We start from the raw sequence: 19,785 nt of genomic DNA on the forward strand, positions 1-19,785 counted from the left end.
AACCTAAGCGAAATGATAGCTTAGCAAATCATAAAATGACGTTCTGTCTATTGAACGTCATCAATATCTAAAGATTATTTTAGCCTAATTTTAAATATTCAATTATGTAATCTAGCCCACCGGTTATTGCTGCAACCTGGGCATCATTACATTCTTTAGCCGTTACATTAGGGCTATCCGGGTAAACTTCTGTTGTGGTATTAAAATGATTATGGGTAATACCTGCGCATAAACTGAGTTTTTTAACCGGATAATTAATCACGCCAAATTGCTCAATTTGCACTTCAATTAATTGGCCGTCATCATCAGGCGCTATATGGGTTACTTTAGCCACAGCATCAATAATCGCTTTTTGAAACTCAGGCGTTGGATTTTCAGAGTCACCGACTAAATAAAAGCCATCAGGAATAATACCAGCCTCATACTCTTTGCCATCTCTTGCAGACAGTAGTGGTCTGAATTCACATTCGTCTGTGTCGGTGGTTTCATGCAAATCAATATGTGCGTACACCTCACCTAATGAGGCAACAAAAGCCATTAACGCTGCCGACTCTTCGGCAGGGCTATCAGCATAAAATGAGCGATTCGGGTCGATTGCTTTAGGGTTCCAACGATTGACCGTTTCATATCCCCATGGGCTGATACAAGGTGCCACGGCAATATTAAAATATTGGCTATAGTGCGCGGCTTTAGTGTCTAAAAATTGAATGGCACCATGAACACCACTGGTTTCATAACCGTGTACCCCACCGGTGACCAGTATCGTTTTTTTAGTGGCACTCCAATTTTTAGTTTTAAAGGCAAACAAAGGGTATTTAGCCGCATCAAATGCCAGAGCGCCATAGTTAACCTGTTCAAAATCTGCTGATAAAGCGGCAAACTTGCTGACCACTTCATCTTGATAACTGCGCTTAATGGTCACTTGGGCTAACCATTGTGCTTTTTCTGACTCATCCCAAGGTTGCCCCGGCGTGCCAATTGGAAAAACTGCTTCTTGTGTCATAAACCCTCTATCATGTTACTAAATGAAGACTTAACTAAATGGTTACTTAGATAATCTTATTTTTCAGCCCTGCATGTTAACTGATTGAGCCAGTCAGATCGAACAATCGCCTAACGAAGTGTTCACCATCGCTGTAAACCATCAAAATAGTAAGACTGTAATTAATTTTTTGTCGAGTAACTGCTAGAGCCAATTGTATTATGATGATGAACGCCAAAACTTAACTGCAACTATTAACGCCACATTTGGTAGCCAATCTAGCTATTGGCATGGACTCTCTTTGATCTCAAACTCACTCCGAACGTCCACTCTAGATTAACATGACTTATTACGTGCGATTAACACCATGGATATGCCGCTTAAGATGATTGCCCCACTTGAGATTAAATGCAGGCTTAAAGTTTCATGATTAAAAATCACACCGCCAATAGCAGCAATAAAAGGTACGCTCAATTGCAGTGCGGCAGCTTTTGATGGTGTAAGCCCAGTTAACGCTTTATACCAAATGGCATAACCAATTCCAGAGGTCAGAGCGCCGGATATGATGGCTAATACTACCCCGCCATAATGCTCACTTTGCAACATATTGCTTAAGGTTAATTGCACTGAATCAATATTCATTGCCAAGCTTAATACCATTAACCCTGCCAGCATTAAGCCTACGCTGCGACTAAAATAATGGGCTGAATCTAACACCGGAAACAGGCTTTGTCGCCCCAGTAGAGAATACATTCCCCATGCCACACCACTTAATACCATTAATATCATTGACCAATATTGAGGCGTACCAATATTAGGCCACAATAAATATCCAAGGCCTGTAAAGGCAATGACACTGCCAACAACTTCCACTATGCTCGGCTTTTGTCCTTGAATAATTGCAGCTATATTCATCGATAATTGCACTGCGCCAAATAAAACTAACGCCCCTGTTGCGGTATCTAACGACTGATAGGCGATCGAAAATAGCCAGGCGTAGGCCAGTAAGCTGAATGCCCCGCACCATTTTCGCCACTTATTAAATTGATGCAACCAAGGTGAGGACGGCTTGAAAGAGGATGAAGGGTCTAAAGACTTGACGGGGTTCTCTTGATAAAAATGCATGCAGCCAACAATAAACCACAGGGTTATTGCACCCGCTAATAATCGAATTAAGGTAAATGAATCAGGATCGATTAAACTTGCGTCGCCACCACTTAATGCCATCCGACTTAATACAGAATTAGCGGCAAACGCTACCAATGCGGTAAAGGTTAAAATAGCAGTAACAAGTGATGATGGCGTTGAAGGTTTATCGGACAAGTTGACTTACCTTTTAAGGATTTTTATTGCTAGTGAAGGTGAATTTATTAACAAACCAACCGATTGTGGCTAACTGGCGAGTTTGTGATAAGCCAAAGTAAATACAGATCCACGGCGATATAAGCAAAAACCAGGGTAAACCAGCTGTCGAGCGACCGCTAAAAAACAGATACAAAAAACCACAATAGATCACAATCACACCCAATATACCCACAAGCAGCATGAGCTTTTTAATCCACAGCTCTATCATTGTAATGTTCATTTTTTCCCTTCATAAAAATGTTGTTTATGCTGATAAATTACCAATGCAAAAAATTTAATCCAAATAAAAGCCGAGCTAGGCTCGGCTTTGGGTCAATATAATACCATGCTTAAGTTTACAAGCGAATGCCGCTGTCTATTTCAAATACACCGTTGTTAACATAATCGTTTTCAATGATAAAATGCACACTGAAGCAATGTCATGTACTTCACCTAAACGGTCAAACAGAGTCGTTAAACTAAGCGTACAGTGAAAATTTGAATGTTTAAAACTTTAGCTGAAACAGAACGTTGGTTAGTCCATACTATTGCAGAAAGTTAATCAGTTAAGACCTAAGCATATATCGACCAGATAATTGACTCATAAATAAGCTTTAATAAAATGACTAGGTGTACCTTTAGAGTGAACGATAACAATAATGACAATATGTAGTTAACACCCTGTATCGACAAAAAGTCTTCATCAATTATCAAGTTGATTAATTAATTCCCACTGACTTATCGGAGTAAACACCATGAGCCAATACTTGGCTAACCTCTTAAAAATAATGATTATATTTTTAGGAGGAATAATATCTTTTTCAATTTTCGCCCACGGGGTTGATGAAACTACTCAGCAGTTTTTAATCCAAAATCAAGGGGTTTCAATTGTACCTTTCATGTATATTGGCGCAAAACATATGCTCACAGGTTATGACCATTTATTGTTTCTTGTTGGGGTCATTTTCTTCCTCTTTAGAACAAAAGATATTGTGTTATACGTGAGTTTATTCACCCTAGGACACAGTCTAACCTTGTTGTGGGGAGTGTTTAACGACATCAACATCAATGCTTATCTTATTGATGCCATTATTGGTTTTTCTATTGTTTATAAAGGCTTTGATAATCTTGGCGGCTTTAAGCGAATACTGGGAGTTCAACCTAATACTAAATTGGCTGTGCTTATTTTTGGTTTATTTCATGGTTTTGGATTAGCCACTAAAATTCAAGAATTTAACCTGCCACAGGAGGGTTTAGTCACCAACATTATTGCCTTTAATGTGGGCGTCGAAATTGGCCAGTTTATGGCACTCGCCGTCGTGCTTATTGGCATGAGTTTGTGGCGACGACATTCCAGCTTTATGCGTTTCGCAACTGCCACTAATTCGCTATTAATGAGCGGGGGCATAATGTTAGTCGGCTTTCAACTCACCTGGGTACTTCATCAATTAACACTTAATACTTTACACCACACAAGCACTACAGGCGCGGTGAATATAAACATCTAAAGCCCTATTTTGAAGAACTGCATAATGTAAGGATTTACCATGCAAAACAATGAAAGCATAAACATTCAAGTTCAGTCGACTGCCACTTTGATTAAAGCCAGTATCAGTGCTGTCGTCATTGGTATCATCGTACTAGTTATTGCGATTTTACCTGCTGAATACAACATTGACCCAACCGGTATCGGCGCAGCATTGGGCTTAACTGAAATAGCCCAGGCATCAGAATCTAAAGCAATAAAATCAAGCACGGATAACGTCAACATCATTGAGAAAGTGAGTGTTGAGCAAATGAGTATTGAAAATTTGGTTATTCTAAATGCCCCAACCGTCGCCGAAATAGCCCAAACAAGACAGCTTGCAGGCATACGTTCAGATGTTATCGACATCGTCATTCCAGCTAATAAAGGTCTTGAATATAAACTGCTAGTGAATGAACATGGCCATTTTGAATATGAATGGAAAACGGATGGTAATGCGCTGTACTTTGACTTTCATGGCGAACCACAAGGCGACACTAGCGGATATTATGAAAGCTACGCCATTACCACGGCCACTGAAATGAAAGGCTCACTTACCACCCCTTTTGCAGGTAATCACGGCTGGTATTGGAAAAACACCACTAATGAGCCCGTAACGGTTACCTTAAATACCAAAGGAACCTATAAAATTAAAGGGTAACGATTAGATGTTGAGGGGGATTAAGCTTATAAAACTCGCCCCTGGATGGTACAGCAATTAATAGCACTTGAAGAAGCTGAACTGAGCAAAAAGCGAATTAACAGTGATGCTTGATCACTTGCATCTAGCAAAGCCTCATCTATCGCGGGTGCATAACAATAGTTAGCCTAAATTTAAAGCGTAACCAGTGCTACTGGGCTATTGCTGTGTTCGTTCAATGGGGAATAGCAGCGTATTTAATTCACTTCGGTGCATTCAATTTGATGTTTGGCGCGAGTAGATGGGTCGACATAAAGCTGCCCAATATTATTGGGCAGTGCTTAATAAAATAGAGTAAATAATAGATGGCCCAACCGAACAAAAAAGGCCCTTCGCGCACCGTCGATATTTTCTGCGCTAAATGTAAAGCGCAACTGTTTAAATATCGTAAGGGAGGTAAAGGCGCCTTAATCAAATGCTTCAAGGAACGTATTGTCGAAGACAACACCAAGGTTGCTTGCACATGCCCAGAATGCGGCCAAATATTTGCCAGAGAGTCATTAGTGAGAGGCGCACCAGCATTTAAAATGGTCGGTGGCAAAGTGACATTTAAATAATGCCATTCTGTAAATAGAAATGCAGCCCAAATAACTAAGGCAGCGACTAACTTGTTTAATCAGTCCTTAGCCGCTCTAATTTCAGTTAATTATCTACACTTTATTGGCTAGCGGTGCAAGTTGCTGTAGGCAGCGAGACTGTTCCATCCAACGATCTTCTAAAGGAATTTTGTTAATACACTTGATGGATGAGTTAACTCGTCGCAAACGCTCTTCAGTCACACCGAGCCTCCTAGGCTTAAACTGTAGGGGTCAAGTAAAATGCTTGGCTATAATTAGCGACGAAGAAGCGTAAGCCAAGCTTTTTACGTCCTTTGTTGAGGCGTTTGTTAGGCCTTTTTTTCATAAATTTTTCGGATTTTTTCGACTTCATTTACTAGTGGATCTCTATCGACTTCCCCACCGGAATAAGCTTCTATATCAATGTAGCTTATTTCAGTTACAGTCTTATTTGCGTATTCATAAGTTGCGGTAACACTAAATTCCGCAGGGCAACTAGACGATGCCTCATCTCCTAGAATCAAGAAACTTTGAGCTAATGGAAAAACTAGCTCACTATTTGGCGAAAATTGCTGAATGGGTAAAGTAAATGCTTTTAAAGTACGTAAATTCTTATTTGGTTTAGTCGCCTCATTAAATTGGTAGAAATCACGATCCAATTCCAACCTTAAATTTTTAGCGCCAACCAACCCTGTATTTTTTATGCTTAAATATATAACAGGAGTATGTTTTTTAAGTAAGGGTTGAATAGTTATATAAGGTCGAGTTAATGCTTCAGTTTGAAGCTTACTTTCTCTGATAGATTCTTCACTCAATTTAACCATACGATAAGTTAAAAATGCGTAAATTGCAGTTAAAAAAACTAAAATCGCTGTTAAGCATTCCATTGGATTCTCTTTAACGAAGAATAAAAAACTTTCCATGTGACGACTCCCTAGGCCTAACGCCGCGTTAAGCGTACTAAAATTGTGGGTTGAAACGCGTAGCGAACAGAAAAGCAAACAGCTGTTTTAGTTGAAATTAAATGCATTACCGCCTATTTTTCTCTGTGGTAATTATGAAAATGATGAGAAACTCCACTTCTAGAATTTATAGAAAGTGCATCATGCTTATCTCGGTAATGTACGTACAACTCATCAACTAACTTAATACATGCCTCCATTGCTTCTTCAACTTCTTTAACAACGATACTACAAATTTTTTCTCTAGACTTTTCATAAACACTTATTAAATCATAACCATTAATCTGAGATTTATGTGCTTCTGCCCATGACATGCTTTTGAATAGTTGGTCATCTTCAGTGTATAAATCACAAAACCCTTTATGTGCTCTCTCATTACGATCTAAACGAAGAGGAATTCCAGTTTTATCTAGTGTTTTTAAATTCTCTAGAATGTCTGAGTGGTTTTCTTTAAGTAATTTACTGAGCTGCTTTATATTGAGTTTATGATCAGGAAGCTCAAGCTCCAAAACCTCATTAACAAAATGAAACGCAATATCACGCAGACTTGAAAATCTAAACAAAGTTAAATCAACGATAGATTTAAGCCAATCGTGTCTATTAATATCCTGTACTGTGGATTTTAACGGAAGACTTTCAACACCAAGCATTTGAGGAATAACTCTCAAATCTACAAATTGTTGCTCTAAAGCATCAAAACGAATGCTCGTTAGATGAGCATAAGCCATGTGAGGATCTGCTTCCGCAAACTCATCCCAATTTTTATATGGATGATCATGAAGAAAATACATATTTATGGAATCATAAAGTACACCTTTAAAAGTTGACTCTTCTAATCCCCACCAATGATACTCGTTGTTCATGGCACTCCCAGAAGGTAACGAAGATAGCTAACAGCTTATTCACGGCCCGACGTATAGAGCCGACCGTTTAAGTTATTGATTTCTATCATCCTACATTTCCTATATCTTTGAAGTAAAGCAATTTACTGACTGTTACCCTCAGATATAAAACTAAAATAGCGCGTTATAAGTGTCGGCGCCAATGTGAAAAATAAATCAAACATGATCAATAGATTAGAGTAGCCCTATTTTTATCAATATAGTCCTTTAGACTGCTTTTTGTTCACATAAGTGATGGGGTTGTACTTGCGGTGTGCTTTAGACACATTGGTATTAAGCAGCAGACTAAATAAAGGTAAATACTCTTCAGCAAAAAAGCCGAGCTAGGCTCGGCTTTGTTTACGAATAATGCCACGTTTGAATTTACAAGCGAATGCCACCGTCGATTTCGAATACACGACCGTTAACATAATCATTTTCAATGATAAAACGCACGGTAGAAGCAATTTCATGGGCTTCACCCAAACGTCCTACAGGAACCATTTTCGTCATACGCTCTAACGCTTCAGGCTTCATCGCGGCTGTCATTTCAGTGGCAATAACACCTGGGGCAACGGCTGCTGAACGAATATTATAACGCGCTAACTCTTTAGCCCAACCGACAGACATTGCAGCAACACCTGCTTTTGATGCTGAGTAGTTAGATTGGCCCATATTACCGGCTTTGGCTAGGCTTGAAATATTGATAATCACGCCCTGCTGGCCAGTTTCAATCATGGCTACAGCAGCTTCACGGCCGCACAAAAATGTGCCGGTTAAATTGACATTAATGACCGACTGAAATTTTTCATAGGACATACGGTCAGTTACTTTGCCATCTTTTGCCTTAACCATTAATCCATCGCGCAAAATGCCGGCGTTATTAATTAACACATTAATATGACCAAAATCTTCGCGAATAAAATTAAAACCCGCGACCACATCTTCTTCGTCGGTAATGTCGAACGCATAACCTTGCACTTCAGTTATTGAACCTAGGTCAGCACACGCTTGCTCAAGTTTTGCTTGGTCTACGTCGATAAGCGCCAATTTTGCACCTTGAGTAGCTAAATCATGCGCCATAGCAAGACCTAAACCACCCGCGCCACCTGTGATGACGACAACCTTATCTTTTAATTCCATTACCGAGTCCTTTTACTTTTTATTTTGATTGGCAAATTGTTCAAAAATGCTAGAAAAATCAAGACGACCATGACCTTGACGAGCATGGTTAACATATAAACTACGCGCTAATGCGCCCATTGGGGTACTTGAGTTTGATCCTAAGGCGGTTTGTTGCGACAAGCCTAAATCTTTCACCATTAGATCAACCATAAAACCACCTTGATAGCCTTTAGACGATGGCACATTTTCCATCACGTCTGGACAAGGATTATATTTTTCAAGGGTCCAGTTACCACCACTGCTGACTTTCATGATATCAGACAATACTTTAGGATCTAAACCGTTATCTATGCCTAATTGCAACGACTCGCTAGTGCCAACCATTAATACTGATAACAGCATGTTATTACAAATTTTAGCAATTTGACCTGCGCCGACTTGACCAGCATGGAAAATATTGGCCCCCATCACAGTTAATACCGTTTGTGCCTTGGCGAAGGCCGCTTCAGTGCCACCACAAATAAAGGTCAATGTCCCTGCTGCTGCGCCTGCTGTACCACCAGAAACGGGGGCATCCATAAAGGCGAGGCCTTTTTCAGCGGCTTTAGCGCCCACTAATTGCGCTGTAGCAGCATCAATAGTTGAGCAGTCAATTAATAAGGTGTCTTTACCAACAACATCGAGTAAACCTTTATTGTTGTCATCACCCATATAGATACTTTGAACGTGTTTACCTGCTGGCAACATACTAATGACATAATCAGCTGACGCTGCGGCGCCACACGCTGTTTTGGCACTTAGTGCCCCTTGTTCGGTTAAGCTGGCTACGGCCTGCGGATTAAGGTCAAATACCGTTACCGTCATACCCGCTTTAATTAAGTTGGCCGCCATTGGGCCGCCCATGTTACCTAATCCAATAAATGCTACTGTTGCCATGTTCAATTCCTTTTAAAAGTCTTTTAATGGGTGGTTATTCGCTTGCCAAGGTGAGGTTAGTAAGGCCGATAAAGCCTCATCTGTCACCTCTGATACATCGGCAAAACGCCATTTTGGATTACGGTCTTTATCAATTAATAGCGCCCTAACCCCTTCACAAAAATCACCATGGGAGCAACAATTCACACTGACACCGAGTTCCCATTTAAAGCAATCGGCTAAGTCTAAATCTGTACCGAGTGCGGCTTGTGCAAACACTAAATGCCAACTTAATGGGCTACCTGCTAATGCGGTTTTTTGTGCCCGTTTAAGCCAATCAAGTTCGGTTTGTAAGCTAGACAATTGATGGTGAACATCTTCAATATCACCCGACATCAATAAATTAATCTGTTGTTGAAATTGCTCTAACGGACTGTCGCCAAGCGCCACAGACACTTTATTCTGCATCGAAGTTAATAGCTGTGTCAGCGCTTGATGATTAACTTGTGCATTATCATTCCAGTGAATATCGGCCAAAGCATCAAATAGCGGCTCTTTATCGTCACTGGCTAAAAAGTGATTACCAACATTGACATACATGGCATCAGCGGCATTCATATTATAAGCAGTAAGGCCTAAAAACAGGCCGATTTTACCTGGCATACGATTTAAAAAGTAACTGCCGCCAACATCAGGATATAAGCCAATAGTCACTTCAGGCATAGCAATGCGGCTGCGCTCGGTTAATACCCGATGACTGCCTCCCGCCATTAAGCCTAGCCCGCCGCCCATAACAATGCCGTCACCCCAAACCAGTACAGGTTTACCAAACTGATGCAGCAAATAATCTAACTGATATTCTTGGGTGAAAAACTCACAAGCTTCATCTGTCATTTTATTCGGTGTGGCAACCGATGCATGGTAAATAGCCCGCACATCACCACCGGCGCAGAATGCTTTATCACCGCTACCCTCTAACACCACCATGGCGATATCATCATTGGTTTGCCATTGCAGTAATTGAGTGGTCATCGCCTTCACCATATCGATATTGAGTGCATTAAGCGCTTTTTCGATATTAAGGGTGACAACGCCAATAGACTTACCCGATAACGTGCCGAGAGTTTGAAATATGACATCTTGGGTCATTAGCAATTTCTCCAGTTTGGTTTACGCTTTTCAAGAAAAGCATTTACGCCTTCGGCTTGATCTTCGGTGTCGAATAAACCGACAAAAAGCTCACGTTCTAAAGGTAAAGCCTGAGTGCGCGGCATAGTGCGTCCAGCTTGAATTAAGGTTTTACATACCGACACGCTACTAGGCGACTGGCGTGCCACTTTAGCCGCCAGCGCAATGGCCGCCTCTAATGCTTGGCCTTGTTCAACCACTTCTTCTACTAAACCAATCTTTTCAGCTTTAGCGGCATCAATGCGCTCACCACACAAAATCATCCGTTTGGCCCAGCCTTCTCCCACCAAAGCGGTTAAGTTTTGTGTGCCACCAGCGCAAGGTAATAAGCCTACAGTTGCTTCAGGTAAGGCCATTTGAGCTTGCGCTTCAGCAATGCGGATATCACAGGCTAAAGCCACTTCTAAACCACCGCCCATGGCATAACCGTTAATAGCGGCAATTGATACACCGCGAAAGGCACTTAAAGCTTCAAATGCGGCGCCAAAATGCTTAGCCATACTGGCAGCATTGCCTTTGTCGCCATCGGCAAATAAATTTAAATCTGCACCCGCGGAGAAAAACTTGTCACCTTGGCCGGTAATCACTAAAGCATAAATGTCTTTATTGTCATTCAGTTCAAGCACTTTGGCTTTCAATGCTTGTAAGCTTTGTGCCGTCCAGGTGTTAGCTGGCGGGTTATTCATTTTAATAATGGCGGTATTGCCTTCAATACGCACCCAAATAGCCTCTGTCGTCATAGTCATAACCTTCATTATTGGTTTACTTTATTACCAGTCATATTGCCAATCAACCTACTGCCAAAGCATGACAGCAGGTTGAGTACCGTAAGCTCGCTAATTCATTTGATTAACGAATGGGGTGCGCGTTTGCATCCAGTAGTCGACGGGCAATAATCAACCGCATGATTTCATTCGTCCCTTCAAGAATTTGATGTACGCGTACATCACGGAAATGACGTTCTAACGGATATTCGCGAATGTAGCCATAACCGCCATGAATTTGCAGTGCGGCATCACAAACTTGAAAGCCAACATCGGTAGCAAAACGTTTTGCCATGGCACAATAAGCACTTGATTCAGGGTCTTGCATGTCTAGTTTAAACGCGGCTAAACGCACCATTTGACGCGCGGCAACTAATTCTGTCGCCATATCGGCTAACTTAAATTGTAATGCTTGAAATGCCGCTAACGGTTTACCAAACTGCTTACGCTCGTTCATATATTGAGTAGCGCGATCAAGTGCTGATTGCGCAGTACCTATAGAACAGGTAGCAATGTTAATTCGGCCGCCATCTAGGCCTTTCATTGCAAAGGTAAAACCTTGACCTTCTTCACCCAGAAGATTAGCAACCGGGACACGGACATTTTCAAAACTAATTAATCGTGTTGGCTGGGCATTCCAGCCCATTTTATCTTCCGCTTTACCGTAAGTGACCCCTGCGGTATCGGCCGGGATCACTACCGCAGATATGCCTTTAGGACCGGCTTCGCCTGTGCGGCACATCACCACTAATAGCTCGGTTTCCCCCGCACCTGAGATAAACATTTTAGAGCCATTGATAATGTAATCGTCACCGTCACGCACCGCTTTGGTTTGCAGTGATGCTGCATCACTGCCTGCTCCAGGTTCGGTTAAACAATATGAAGCTAATAACTGACCTGTGGTTAACCCTTCTGACCATTGAGTTCGCACCGTCTCGGTTCCCCAGGTGGTCACCATCCAGGTGGCCATATTATGAATGGTCAACATAGCAGTCGTCGCGGTACAACCGTAAGACAACTCTTCAAAAATAATTGAGGCATCTAAACGCGATAAGCCCATACCGCCTTCAGATTCTGGCGAATACAAAGAACAGAACCCCAACTCACCTGCTTTTTGAATCACGTCTTTGGGGAAATGATGTTCTTCATCCCATTTAGCCGCAAATGGGGTTAGTTCATCGGCAGCAAATTGACGGGCAAGATCGGCGAATTGGCGTTGATCTTCATTTAAATTAAAATCCATTGAGGGACTCCTAACGTTGTTCTGTCTGATGACTCTTGGGTCATTTGTTGGCAGGTTAAGGGGAATTAACCTGCCACTAGGGGGGGATTTTTCGCTAGCTTAAATAACGCTAACTATCTGCTTATTTAAGATTAATACTCATGTTTGGACCGCTAACGGCATCGGTTTCAAACCAACGTGAGGTAATGGTTTTAGTTTCTGTGTAGAAACGCACCGCTTGTTTACCGTACGCGTGTTGGTCACCGTAAAAACTGCCTTTCCAACCTGTGAATGAAAAGAAAGGTAACGGCACAGGAATTGGCACGTTAATACCCACTTGACCCACTTCAATTTCATGTTGATATTTACGTGCTGCGCCACCCGATGCAGTAAAGATTGAAGTGCCATTGCCGTATGGGCTGTTATTCACTAGCTCAATTGCATCATCTAAATTATCAGCTTCCATACAACATAAAACAGGGCCAAAGATTTCTTCTTTGTAAATGCTCATATCTGTGGTGACTTTGCTGAACATAGTTGGGCCAACCCAGTTACCAGACTCGTAACCTTCAACGGTAAAATCACTGCCGTCTAACAAACATTCTGCGCCTTCTTGTTTACCTTGTTCAATCAAGCTTAATACCCGTGTTTTAGCCGCAGGGCTGATGACTGGGCCATAGGCAGCGTCAGCATCATTCCATAAACCTGGACGCACTTTGGCTAAAGCCTCTTTCAATTCTGGGATCCACTCTTTGGCTTTGCCGACAAATATAGCCACCGAAATGGCCATACAACGTTGACCCGCTGCGCCAACTGAGGCGCCAACTAAGTTATTAATGACATGTTGTTTGCTGGCATCAGGCATGATCACGCAGTGATTTTTTGCCCCAGCAAAAGCTTGCACACGCTTAAGATTGTCAGTACCGGTTTTATAGATATATTGACCAACCGCAACAGAGCCGACAAACGATATAGCCTTGATGGCTGGGTCACGTAGTAAAATATCAACCGCCACTTTGTCACCATGAATAAGCTGTAATACGCCTTTTGGCGCCCCAGCTTCAACAAATAACTCCACTAAACGTTGTGGGGTCATAGGGTCTTGCTCAGACGGTTTTAAAATAAAGGTGTTACCGCATGCAATGGCTAATGGGAACATCCATAACGGGATCATTGCAGGAAAGTTAAAGGGGGTAATACCGGCACATACTCCAAGAGGCTGAGTATAGCTGTAGGTATCAATGTTACGGGCGACGTTTTCAACGGTTTCGCCCATCATTAATGAGGCAACATTACAGGCATGTTCTGCCACTTCAATACCACGCCATACATCGCCTTTAGCATCTTCAAAGGTTTTACCGGTTTCTTGGGCTAAAATAGTCGCGATTTCATCATGGTGTTCTTTGAGAAGATGCTGATAACGCAACATGACTCGAGCACGTTCTGAAACGGGCACTTCTTTCCAGGTTTTAAAGGCTTCTTTTGCACTGTGAATGGCTTGCGCAACTTCTGCAGGTGTCGCTGCGTTGATTTTTGCAATCACACCATTATTGATAGGGTTAGTGACGTCGATATTTTGCGTACCAGTACCGACTGTGAACTCGCCATCAATATAATGTTTTACTTGTATGGTCATAATATATCCTTTGAACCTAATTAAATCGTGGTAAGCATTGATGGCAATGGTGTTGTATTTTTCCCGCTGACGCTAACGTCACAAGGTTATGGCTCATCAATGCTGATCTTGTTGAATGTTATGATTTCTAAATCACACTAAACTTCTATCAAATTAAACTTCAATCGCCATGGCGGTAGCCTCACCGCCACCAATGCACAATGACGCGACACCACGGCTTAAACCGCGTGCTTTTAATGCATAAATTAATGTCACTAATAATCGTGCGCCAGAACAGCCAATTGGATGGCCTATTGCACATGCTCCGCCATTAACGTTCACTTTGTTAGCATCTAAACCAAGTTCAGAAATTGCCAACATTGTGACCATGGCAAAGGCTTCATTGATTTCATATAAATCAACATCATCTTTGGTCCAGTTTACTTGACCCAGTAGTTTATTCATTGCCCCTACTGGCGCGGTAGTGAACAAAGATGGCTCTTGCGAATGGGTTGTATGACCTTTAATGGTGGCTAACACGGCTAAGCCTAAATTGGCGGCTTTTTCACGCGTCATCAATAATAGCACTGCTGCGCCATCAGAAATTGAGCTAGAGTTTGCGGCGGTAATAGTACCGTCTTTAGTAAATGCAGGACGTAACGTTGGAATTTTTTCAGGGCGGGCATTACCAGGTTGCTCATCGGTGTCGATTGTGATGTCACCGCGACGGTCACTGACCGTAACTGGGGTAATTTCAGCTTTAAACGCACCAGAATTAATCGCATTATTGGCTTTTTCAAGTGAGCCTAAAGCAAAAGCATCCATTTGCTCGCGAGTTAAACCAAAATCATCAGCAGTTTTTTGTGCAAAAGTCCCCATTGCACCGCCAGTGTAAGCGTCTTCAAGACCGTCTAAAAACATGTGGTCCATGACTTTACCATGCCCCATACGCATGCCACTGCGCGCTTTATCAAGTAAATAAGGTGCTTGGCTCATGCTTTCCATACCACCAGCAATAACCACTTCACTGCTACCGGCTTTAATTAAATCATGGGCCAACATGACAGTTTTCATTCCTGAGCCACATACTTTATTGATAGTTGTCGCGCCAACAGAAAGCGGTAAATCAGCCCCCAAAGTGGCTTGACGCGCAGGCGCTTGTCCAAGGCCCGCAGGTAATACGCAGCCCATTAGCACTTCATCAATACTGGCTGGCGATATACCACAGTCAGCAATTAACCCTTTAATGGCAGTGGCTGCTAAAGTAGGTGATTTCACTGAGGAAAGTGAACCTTGAAACCCCCCCATTGGGGTACGCTTTGCTGCAACAATAACAATATCTTGAGCCTGATTGCCCATCCCAGCTTGCTGTGAACTCATAACCACTCCATAAAAAATCTAAATATAACTAAAATACTTATCACCACTTTGACGTTTACGCGAACGTAAAGCAAGTAGTAATTAGTCGAACATAGTGATGAAATCTAATGTCATTGTCAGTCAAGATTTACACCTAGACAAATACAGTCATTCGACAATAGATTTACACAAGCATTATCAATAATATAATTGTATTTCAAGTACGAACTTCAAGTGTAAATTGAATCGAAAAAAGATGGAGATAATGCAGTTTACGTCTAAACACTTAGCGGTAAAGTTGGACTTGATTGCGTCCTTGGTTTTTAGCTTGATACATGGCTAAGTCGGCTTTTTTAACCAAATCGGTAAAGTGCTGCTCGGTTGAATCTTGGTGCCAATTTGAATATGCATCATCTTGCACCACTGCAACACCTAAACTAATCGTAAATTCAAGTGCAATATCACTAAATTGAAACGGTTTTTCGGCAATAACGCTCCTTAAACGCTCGGCTATTTGCATCGCTTCATTTTCATCCACATTGGGTAAAATGCATAAGAACTCTTCCCCGCCCACACGGCCCACAATATCGGTCTGTTTAATGTAACTTTGACAACGCCCTACAGCGGCAATTATCGCTTTATCACCTATGTCATGGCCAAATTGATCATTTATTTTTTTAAAATGGTCAATATCAAACAAAATAACAGCAAAAGGCTTTTGATTTTCCTGGCATTGCTGCAGACGCTTTCGTCCCTCTTCAAAGGTAAAGCGGCGATTAGCTATGCCTGTTAAAAAATCTGTTTGTGCTCGTCGAATAAATTGTCTTCGTGAATAAATCAAAAATATCACCAATACCGCTAAACTCGCTGCAATAACAATAAATATAAACATAGATAATTTGGTGATTCTTTGTTTATCGATCTGGTTAGTGAGACTTAATTGATTTATCGCTAATTCTTTTTCAAGCAATTGGTTTTCATACCGAGTGACTTTGACATTATGATTTAACGAGACAAGTACCACATCATTTGCCATAGAATCTTCCATATTATGTTTTTCAAATTCTATTGCAGAAAATAAATATCCTAACGCTGTGAAATACTCGCCTTCAGAAGCGAAATAAATCGACCTAACTTGCTCAATTAAACTCGCCGACTGAGCATTAAGCCCATCTGAATTAAGAAATCGCTCTGCTACTTGCCCTGCCGTTGCAACATCTTGATAATGAAACAAACCTAACGCCCACAACCCCAAACTTTGAGTCACAAAAAATGCTTCTTCCGTCTCTTTTGAAGCATCATTAGCCATTTCAAATGCTTGAATTGCTGTTGAATATTCTTGTCGTCCAAGGTGATAACGGCCTTTGTTGAAGTAATAGAAAAATGGCAGGTCTTTATTCTTTTTCATTTGCACAATTAAAGCAGACATTTGCTGGAGATAACCGTCGGCACGTTTCCATTTAGTCAACGTCACCGCTTCGCCAACTAAATTATGTAACATATTGAACATATTCTTTTTATCATCAACTTGCTGCCAATGATTGAATGCTTGTTGAAAATAGTCTTCCGCTTGTTTATGCAAATGATTATCACGGTATATCGCCGCGGTCGCATTAAAAATTTTCGCCAGTTTGTCGGGGGATAATTGATATTCTTTTGCAATATCTAATGCTTCAGATAAGTGCATTAGGCCAATATCAAAATTATTGGCTTGATTAAAACAAAAAGCCGTTTGAGTAAGTGCATCCGCTAATAGAGCCTGATCTGATTGTTTATGGGCTAATTCAACGGCGATAATCCTATCTGGACAATACTGTTTATAATCATTTGTTTGCAAATACACCATAAATGAACGGGCAAGATAACCTTTAACCAAGAGTGGCGACTGAGGAGTAGCTGACAGTATGTTTATTGCTTGTGAATAACTTTGAAAGGCTTGTTCCAGTTGTTTATCTTGTTCTTGCGCAGCGGCGAGATGTAACAATAACTGGGCTTTATCTTCGGCGGGATGGTGGCTTACCTGCGACAATTGCAGAGTGATATAGTCAATTTTATTCGCAGGGGTATCAATACCAGTTAGATGTTGTTCAATAATCGTCAAATTGGGTGAGTTGGCGGCAAAGCTTATTGGCCCACATAATAGATAAGCCAATAGCGCCATGCCTTTAAAGACAGTCAAGTTACCTACAAGTTGATGATTTACAATTGCCGATAAATCAAACATATTTTAAATTCATCTGGAAAGATCAACAGACTCTAACATAACGCTAATGCAGACCAATTGGAAACACCTATTGATACATTATTGGTAATAAATAGTTAACCCGACTTAATATCAATTAACCGCTGGTTTTCTTACTTTCCCAGGGTGTCATTTTACTCATATCACTTAAATCGTATGGCGTTAACTGATAAACATAATAGTTAAGCCAATTACTGACAAGTAAGCTGCCGTGACTGTGCCAACGGACAATTTGATCCTGCGATGGGTCGTCATTGCGATAATAATTTAAGGGCACACTTGGATTCAAACCTTGGGCTAAATCGCGTTGATATTCATCGTTTAAGGTACCCTTTTGATATTCTGGATGCCCCATAACAAATAAATTACGACTATCGCAGCTTAAGGCTATATACACACCAGCTTCTGCTGATTCAGCCAAAATATCGACCTCAGGATGTTGACGAATATCATCAATATTGACTTCAGCAAAACGCGAATGGGGAGCGTAAAACTCATCATCAAAACCACGCAGTAAAGGATGAGGCTCACTGGCCCTAACATGATTAAATACACCTGAGCGCTTTTGCGCTAACAAACCACGGTTTATGCCATATAAATGAAATAACCCCGCATGTGCCGCCCAACACAAAAACAATACCGAGGTAACATGACGCTGCGACCAATCAATAATCTCTTTGATATGATCCCAATAAACAACATCTTCAAAATCAAGTTGTCCTAAAGGTGCACCAGTAATAATCAGTCCGTCGTAATTGTTGTGCCTGACGTCTTCAAAATCACGATAGAAAGTATTCATATGGTCAACCGAGGTATGCTTAGATTCTTTATCATGAATACGCAGTAAATCAACACCGACTTGTAATGGCGTATTGCCTAATAAACGTAGAAGTTGAGTTTCGGTCTCAATTTTATTGGGCATCAAATTCAAGATAAGCACCCGCATAGGACGAATATCCTGGTTGGCTGCGCGAGTTTCTGACATCACAAAGATGTTTTCTGACTCTAAAATACCTGCTGCGGGTAAATCATCTGGAATTCGAACTGGCATACTCGTTCCCTTACCTAATTATTAATCGACAAATACGGCTGACATTATCGCTTTACGAGATCAACAACCACAGATAATGGCTGAGGATTAGCTAGGTTTACTGGATAAGATTGCGTATTAATAAACCACAATTCATCAGCAACAGTAATCCGTGCACTAATGGCATAACGATGGCCTGTTTTAAAAACATCTGTTGGCACAACAAACTTGAAAGGTGTGACACCTGTGACTGGGCTTATTTGATATTCAGCCAAGACTTCTGCTTTAACATCTTGCAAAGACACATCCTGTAATTGGATTTTGATCACAGAATCAGCAGATAAAGCAATACGTTGTTTGTATAACACTTCACCAATAATATTGATGTTGTCTGGTGCAGGTTGACAAGCTGATAAGCCCGTAACCATTACTAGAGTGCATAAAAGAGCTTTAATCATAAGTCTCCTGTGCTAATTTTGTAATATTGCATCATCATACATTAAGACGTCTGGAAGTCTACACTTCCAACATTGAAATATTTTCGTGCTTGTTATCGCTAGCGCTTATTTCTATCATAAACCTTACTTGAAAATAACGAGCGCCATAAACCCCATGACCACTATTGCCACCGCTATGATTATTGGTGCTAGCTCGCAGCTAAGTAAAGAATTAGCCCGCCAGCTTGCTGCTCAAAACGTCAAGTTGCTGTTATTTGTGCAACAACCAGAGTTGTTAACCGAATTTGCTAAAACACTGCCCGTTTCAGTGCAAGTTTTGCCATTATCAATCACAGAACCTGCCAAGTTAATTGAACAAATAACCACTTCATGGCAGCAAGAAAACGGCGCCCATTTGGTGATTGTTAATACTGGCATGAATGGTTACGATGCCACCCTTCCCTGGCAATTAGAACAAGATATTATTGATGTCAATGTAAAAGGCTTTGCTGCTATTTGTCACTGTGTATTCAAATTGATGACAGAACAAGGTTATGGCCAGCTGGCAGCAATTAACTCAATAGCAGGACAGAGAGGTGGGCCAAGCATGGCTTACCATGCATCTAAGGCATTTGCCGCTAATTATTTTGAAGGCTTAAGCATGCATGCACAGCGATTAAAACTGCCTATTACCATTAGCGATATTCAATTAGGCTTATTAGATAAAGCCGCATTGCAACAAAAGCAGGTTTTATTAGCCCCTTTAGACAAAGTTGCTAAACAAATTTTGATTGCGTTGCAAAAGGGCAAACGCCAAGTATATGTGACCAAACGTTGGCGTTTTGTTGCTTGGCTGAATCGGTTGTTACCTGAGTATATTTATAATACTCGCCATTGGCAGTCGAAAAAGCGCAAATAACCTCATCACACTACAACT

Annotated in this window: 19 protein-coding genes and 2 pseudogenes; 4 read left to right on the forward strand and 17 right to left on the reverse strand. The window is 41.2% G+C overall.

The window, feature by feature from the left end:
* Nucleotides 1-79: 79 nt before the first annotated feature.
* The 4 genes and pseudogenes from L0B17_RS13280 to L0B17_RS18300 form a co-directional block, all read right to left on the reverse strand.
* Nucleotides 80-1,003, reverse strand: coding sequence for a M14 family metallopeptidase (locus tag L0B17_RS13280; RefSeq protein WP_235085442.1), 924 nt, complete (start codon nt 1,001-1,003; stop codon nt 80-82).
* Nucleotides 1,004-1,318: 315 nt separating this feature from the next.
* Nucleotides 1,319-2,305: a DMT family transporter gene (locus tag L0B17_RS13285; RefSeq protein WP_235085444.1), complete on the reverse strand. Its 987-nt coding sequence runs from the start codon at nt 2,303-2,305 to the stop codon at nt 1,319-1,321.
* 13 nt (nt 2,306-2,318) lie between these two features.
* On the reverse strand, nt 2,319-2,567 hold the full coding sequence (locus L0B17_RS13290) for a hypothetical protein (protein ID WP_235085446.1): 249 nt from the start codon (nt 2,565-2,567) through the stop codon (nt 2,319-2,321).
* 115 nt (nt 2,568-2,682) lie between these two features.
* Nucleotides 2,683-2,786, reverse strand: a pseudogene (locus L0B17_RS18300) (short chain dehydrogenase); the annotation flags it as partial.
* Between the two features lie 295 nt (nt 2,787-3,081).
* Between L0B17_RS18300 and L0B17_RS13295 the strand changes: the two are divergent.
* The 3 genes and pseudogenes from L0B17_RS13295 to L0B17_RS13305 all read left to right on the forward strand — a co-directional run bounded on the left by L0B17_RS13295 (nt 3,082) and on the right by L0B17_RS13305 (nt 5,108).
* Nucleotides 3,082-3,778 (forward strand): annotated as a pseudogene (locus L0B17_RS13295) (HupE/UreJ family protein).
* Nucleotides 3,779-3,873: 95 nt separating this feature from the next.
* Nucleotides 3,874-4,512, forward strand: coding sequence for a hypothetical protein (locus L0B17_RS13300; RefSeq protein ID WP_235085449.1), 639 nt, complete (start codon nt 3,874-3,876; stop codon nt 4,510-4,512).
* A 344-nt stretch (nt 4,513-4,856) separates the two neighbouring features.
* On the forward strand, nt 4,857-5,108 hold the full coding sequence (locus L0B17_RS13305) for a hypothetical protein (RefSeq protein ID WP_235085451.1): 252 nt from the start codon (nt 4,857-4,859) through the stop codon (nt 5,106-5,108).
* Nucleotides 5,109-5,201: 93 nt separating this feature from the next.
* Here L0B17_RS13305 and L0B17_RS18120 read toward each other — a convergent pair whose 3' ends face one another.
* The 13 genes from L0B17_RS18120 to L0B17_RS13365 all read right to left on the reverse strand — a co-directional run bounded on the left by L0B17_RS18120 (nt 5,202) and on the right by L0B17_RS13365 (nt 18,869).
* On the reverse strand, nt 5,202-5,330 hold the full coding sequence (locus L0B17_RS18120) for a hypothetical protein (RefSeq protein WP_268833997.1): 129 nt from the start codon (nt 5,328-5,330) through the stop codon (nt 5,202-5,204).
* A gap of 107 nt (nt 5,331-5,437) precedes the next feature.
* A complete protein-coding gene (locus L0B17_RS13310; protein WP_235085452.1) occupies nt 5,438-6,031 on the reverse strand; it encodes a hypothetical protein in 594 nt (197 codons plus the stop codon).
* A gap of 113 nt (nt 6,032-6,144) precedes the next feature.
* A complete protein-coding gene (locus tag L0B17_RS13315) occupies nt 6,145-6,933 on the reverse strand; it encodes a Cthe_2314 family HEPN domain-containing protein (protein ID WP_235085454.1) in 789 nt (262 codons plus the stop codon).
* A 402-nt stretch (nt 6,934-7,335) separates the two neighbouring features.
* On the reverse strand, nt 7,336-8,094 hold the full coding sequence (locus L0B17_RS13320) for an SDR family oxidoreductase (RefSeq protein WP_235085455.1): 759 nt from the start codon (nt 8,092-8,094) through the stop codon (nt 7,336-7,338).
* Between the two features lie 12 nt (nt 8,095-8,106).
* The gene (gene mmsB / locus L0B17_RS13325) at nt 8,107-9,012 is read right to left on the reverse strand and encodes a 3-hydroxyisobutyrate dehydrogenase (RefSeq protein WP_235085457.1); all 906 of its coding nucleotides are present in this window, start codon (nt 9,010-9,012) and stop codon (nt 8,107-8,109) included.
* Between the two features lie 12 nt (nt 9,013-9,024).
* Nucleotides 9,025-10,140 (reverse strand): enoyl-CoA hydratase/isomerase family protein, encoded by a 1,116-nt coding sequence (locus tag L0B17_RS13330; protein WP_235085459.1) that lies wholly within the window; start codon nt 10,138-10,140, stop codon nt 9,025-9,027.
* Complete coding sequence (locus L0B17_RS13335; RefSeq protein WP_235089819.1) at nt 10,140-10,925, reverse strand: enoyl-CoA hydratase; 786 nt, start codon at nt 10,923-10,925, stop codon at nt 10,140-10,142. Before L0B17_RS13335 ends, L0B17_RS13330 begins: the two co-directional genes overlap by 1 nt.
* A gap of 103 nt (nt 10,926-11,028) precedes the next feature.
* The gene (locus tag L0B17_RS13340) at nt 11,029-12,186 is read right to left on the reverse strand and encodes an acyl-CoA dehydrogenase family protein (protein ID WP_235085460.1); all 1,158 of its coding nucleotides are present in this window, start codon (nt 12,184-12,186) and stop codon (nt 11,029-11,031) included.
* 121 nt (nt 12,187-12,307) lie between these two features.
* A complete protein-coding gene (locus L0B17_RS13345) occupies nt 12,308-13,801 on the reverse strand; it encodes a CoA-acylating methylmalonate-semialdehyde dehydrogenase (RefSeq protein ID WP_235085462.1) in 1,494 nt (497 codons plus the stop codon).
* A gap of 153 nt (nt 13,802-13,954) precedes the next feature.
* Nucleotides 13,955-15,139, reverse strand: coding sequence for a thiolase family protein (locus L0B17_RS13350; RefSeq protein ID WP_443019953.1), 1,185 nt, complete (start codon nt 15,137-15,139; stop codon nt 13,955-13,957).
* 286 nt (nt 15,140-15,425) lie between these two features.
* A complete protein-coding gene (locus L0B17_RS13355) occupies nt 15,426-17,363 on the reverse strand; it encodes a tetratricopeptide repeat-containing diguanylate cyclase (RefSeq protein WP_235085465.1) in 1,938 nt (645 codons plus the stop codon).
* Between the two features lie 115 nt (nt 17,364-17,478).
* The gene (metA, locus tag L0B17_RS13360; RefSeq protein ID WP_235085467.1) at nt 17,479-18,432 is read right to left on the reverse strand and encodes a homoserine O-acetyltransferase MetA; all 954 of its coding nucleotides are present in this window, start codon (nt 18,430-18,432) and stop codon (nt 17,479-17,481) included.
* Nucleotides 18,433-18,476: 44 nt separating this feature from the next.
* Nucleotides 18,477-18,869: a YbaY family lipoprotein gene (locus L0B17_RS13365; RefSeq protein WP_235085469.1), complete on the reverse strand. Its 393-nt coding sequence runs from the start codon at nt 18,867-18,869 to the stop codon at nt 18,477-18,479.
* A 154-nt stretch (nt 18,870-19,023) separates the two neighbouring features.
* On the opposite strand from L0B17_RS13365, the gene L0B17_RS13370 reads away from it, so the two are divergent.
* Nucleotides 19,024-19,767 carry an SDR family NAD(P)-dependent oxidoreductase gene (locus tag L0B17_RS13370; protein ID WP_235085470.1) on the forward strand — a complete coding sequence of 248 codons (744 nt, stop codon included), beginning with the start codon at nt 19,024-19,026 and terminating at the stop codon, nt 19,765-19,767.
* The last annotated feature ends 18 nt before the right edge of the window (nt 19,768-19,785 follow it).

Source organism: Shewanella sp. OMA3-2 (assembly GCF_021513195.1).
Classification (GTDB): domain Bacteria; phylum Pseudomonadota; class Gammaproteobacteria; order Enterobacterales; family Shewanellaceae; genus Shewanella.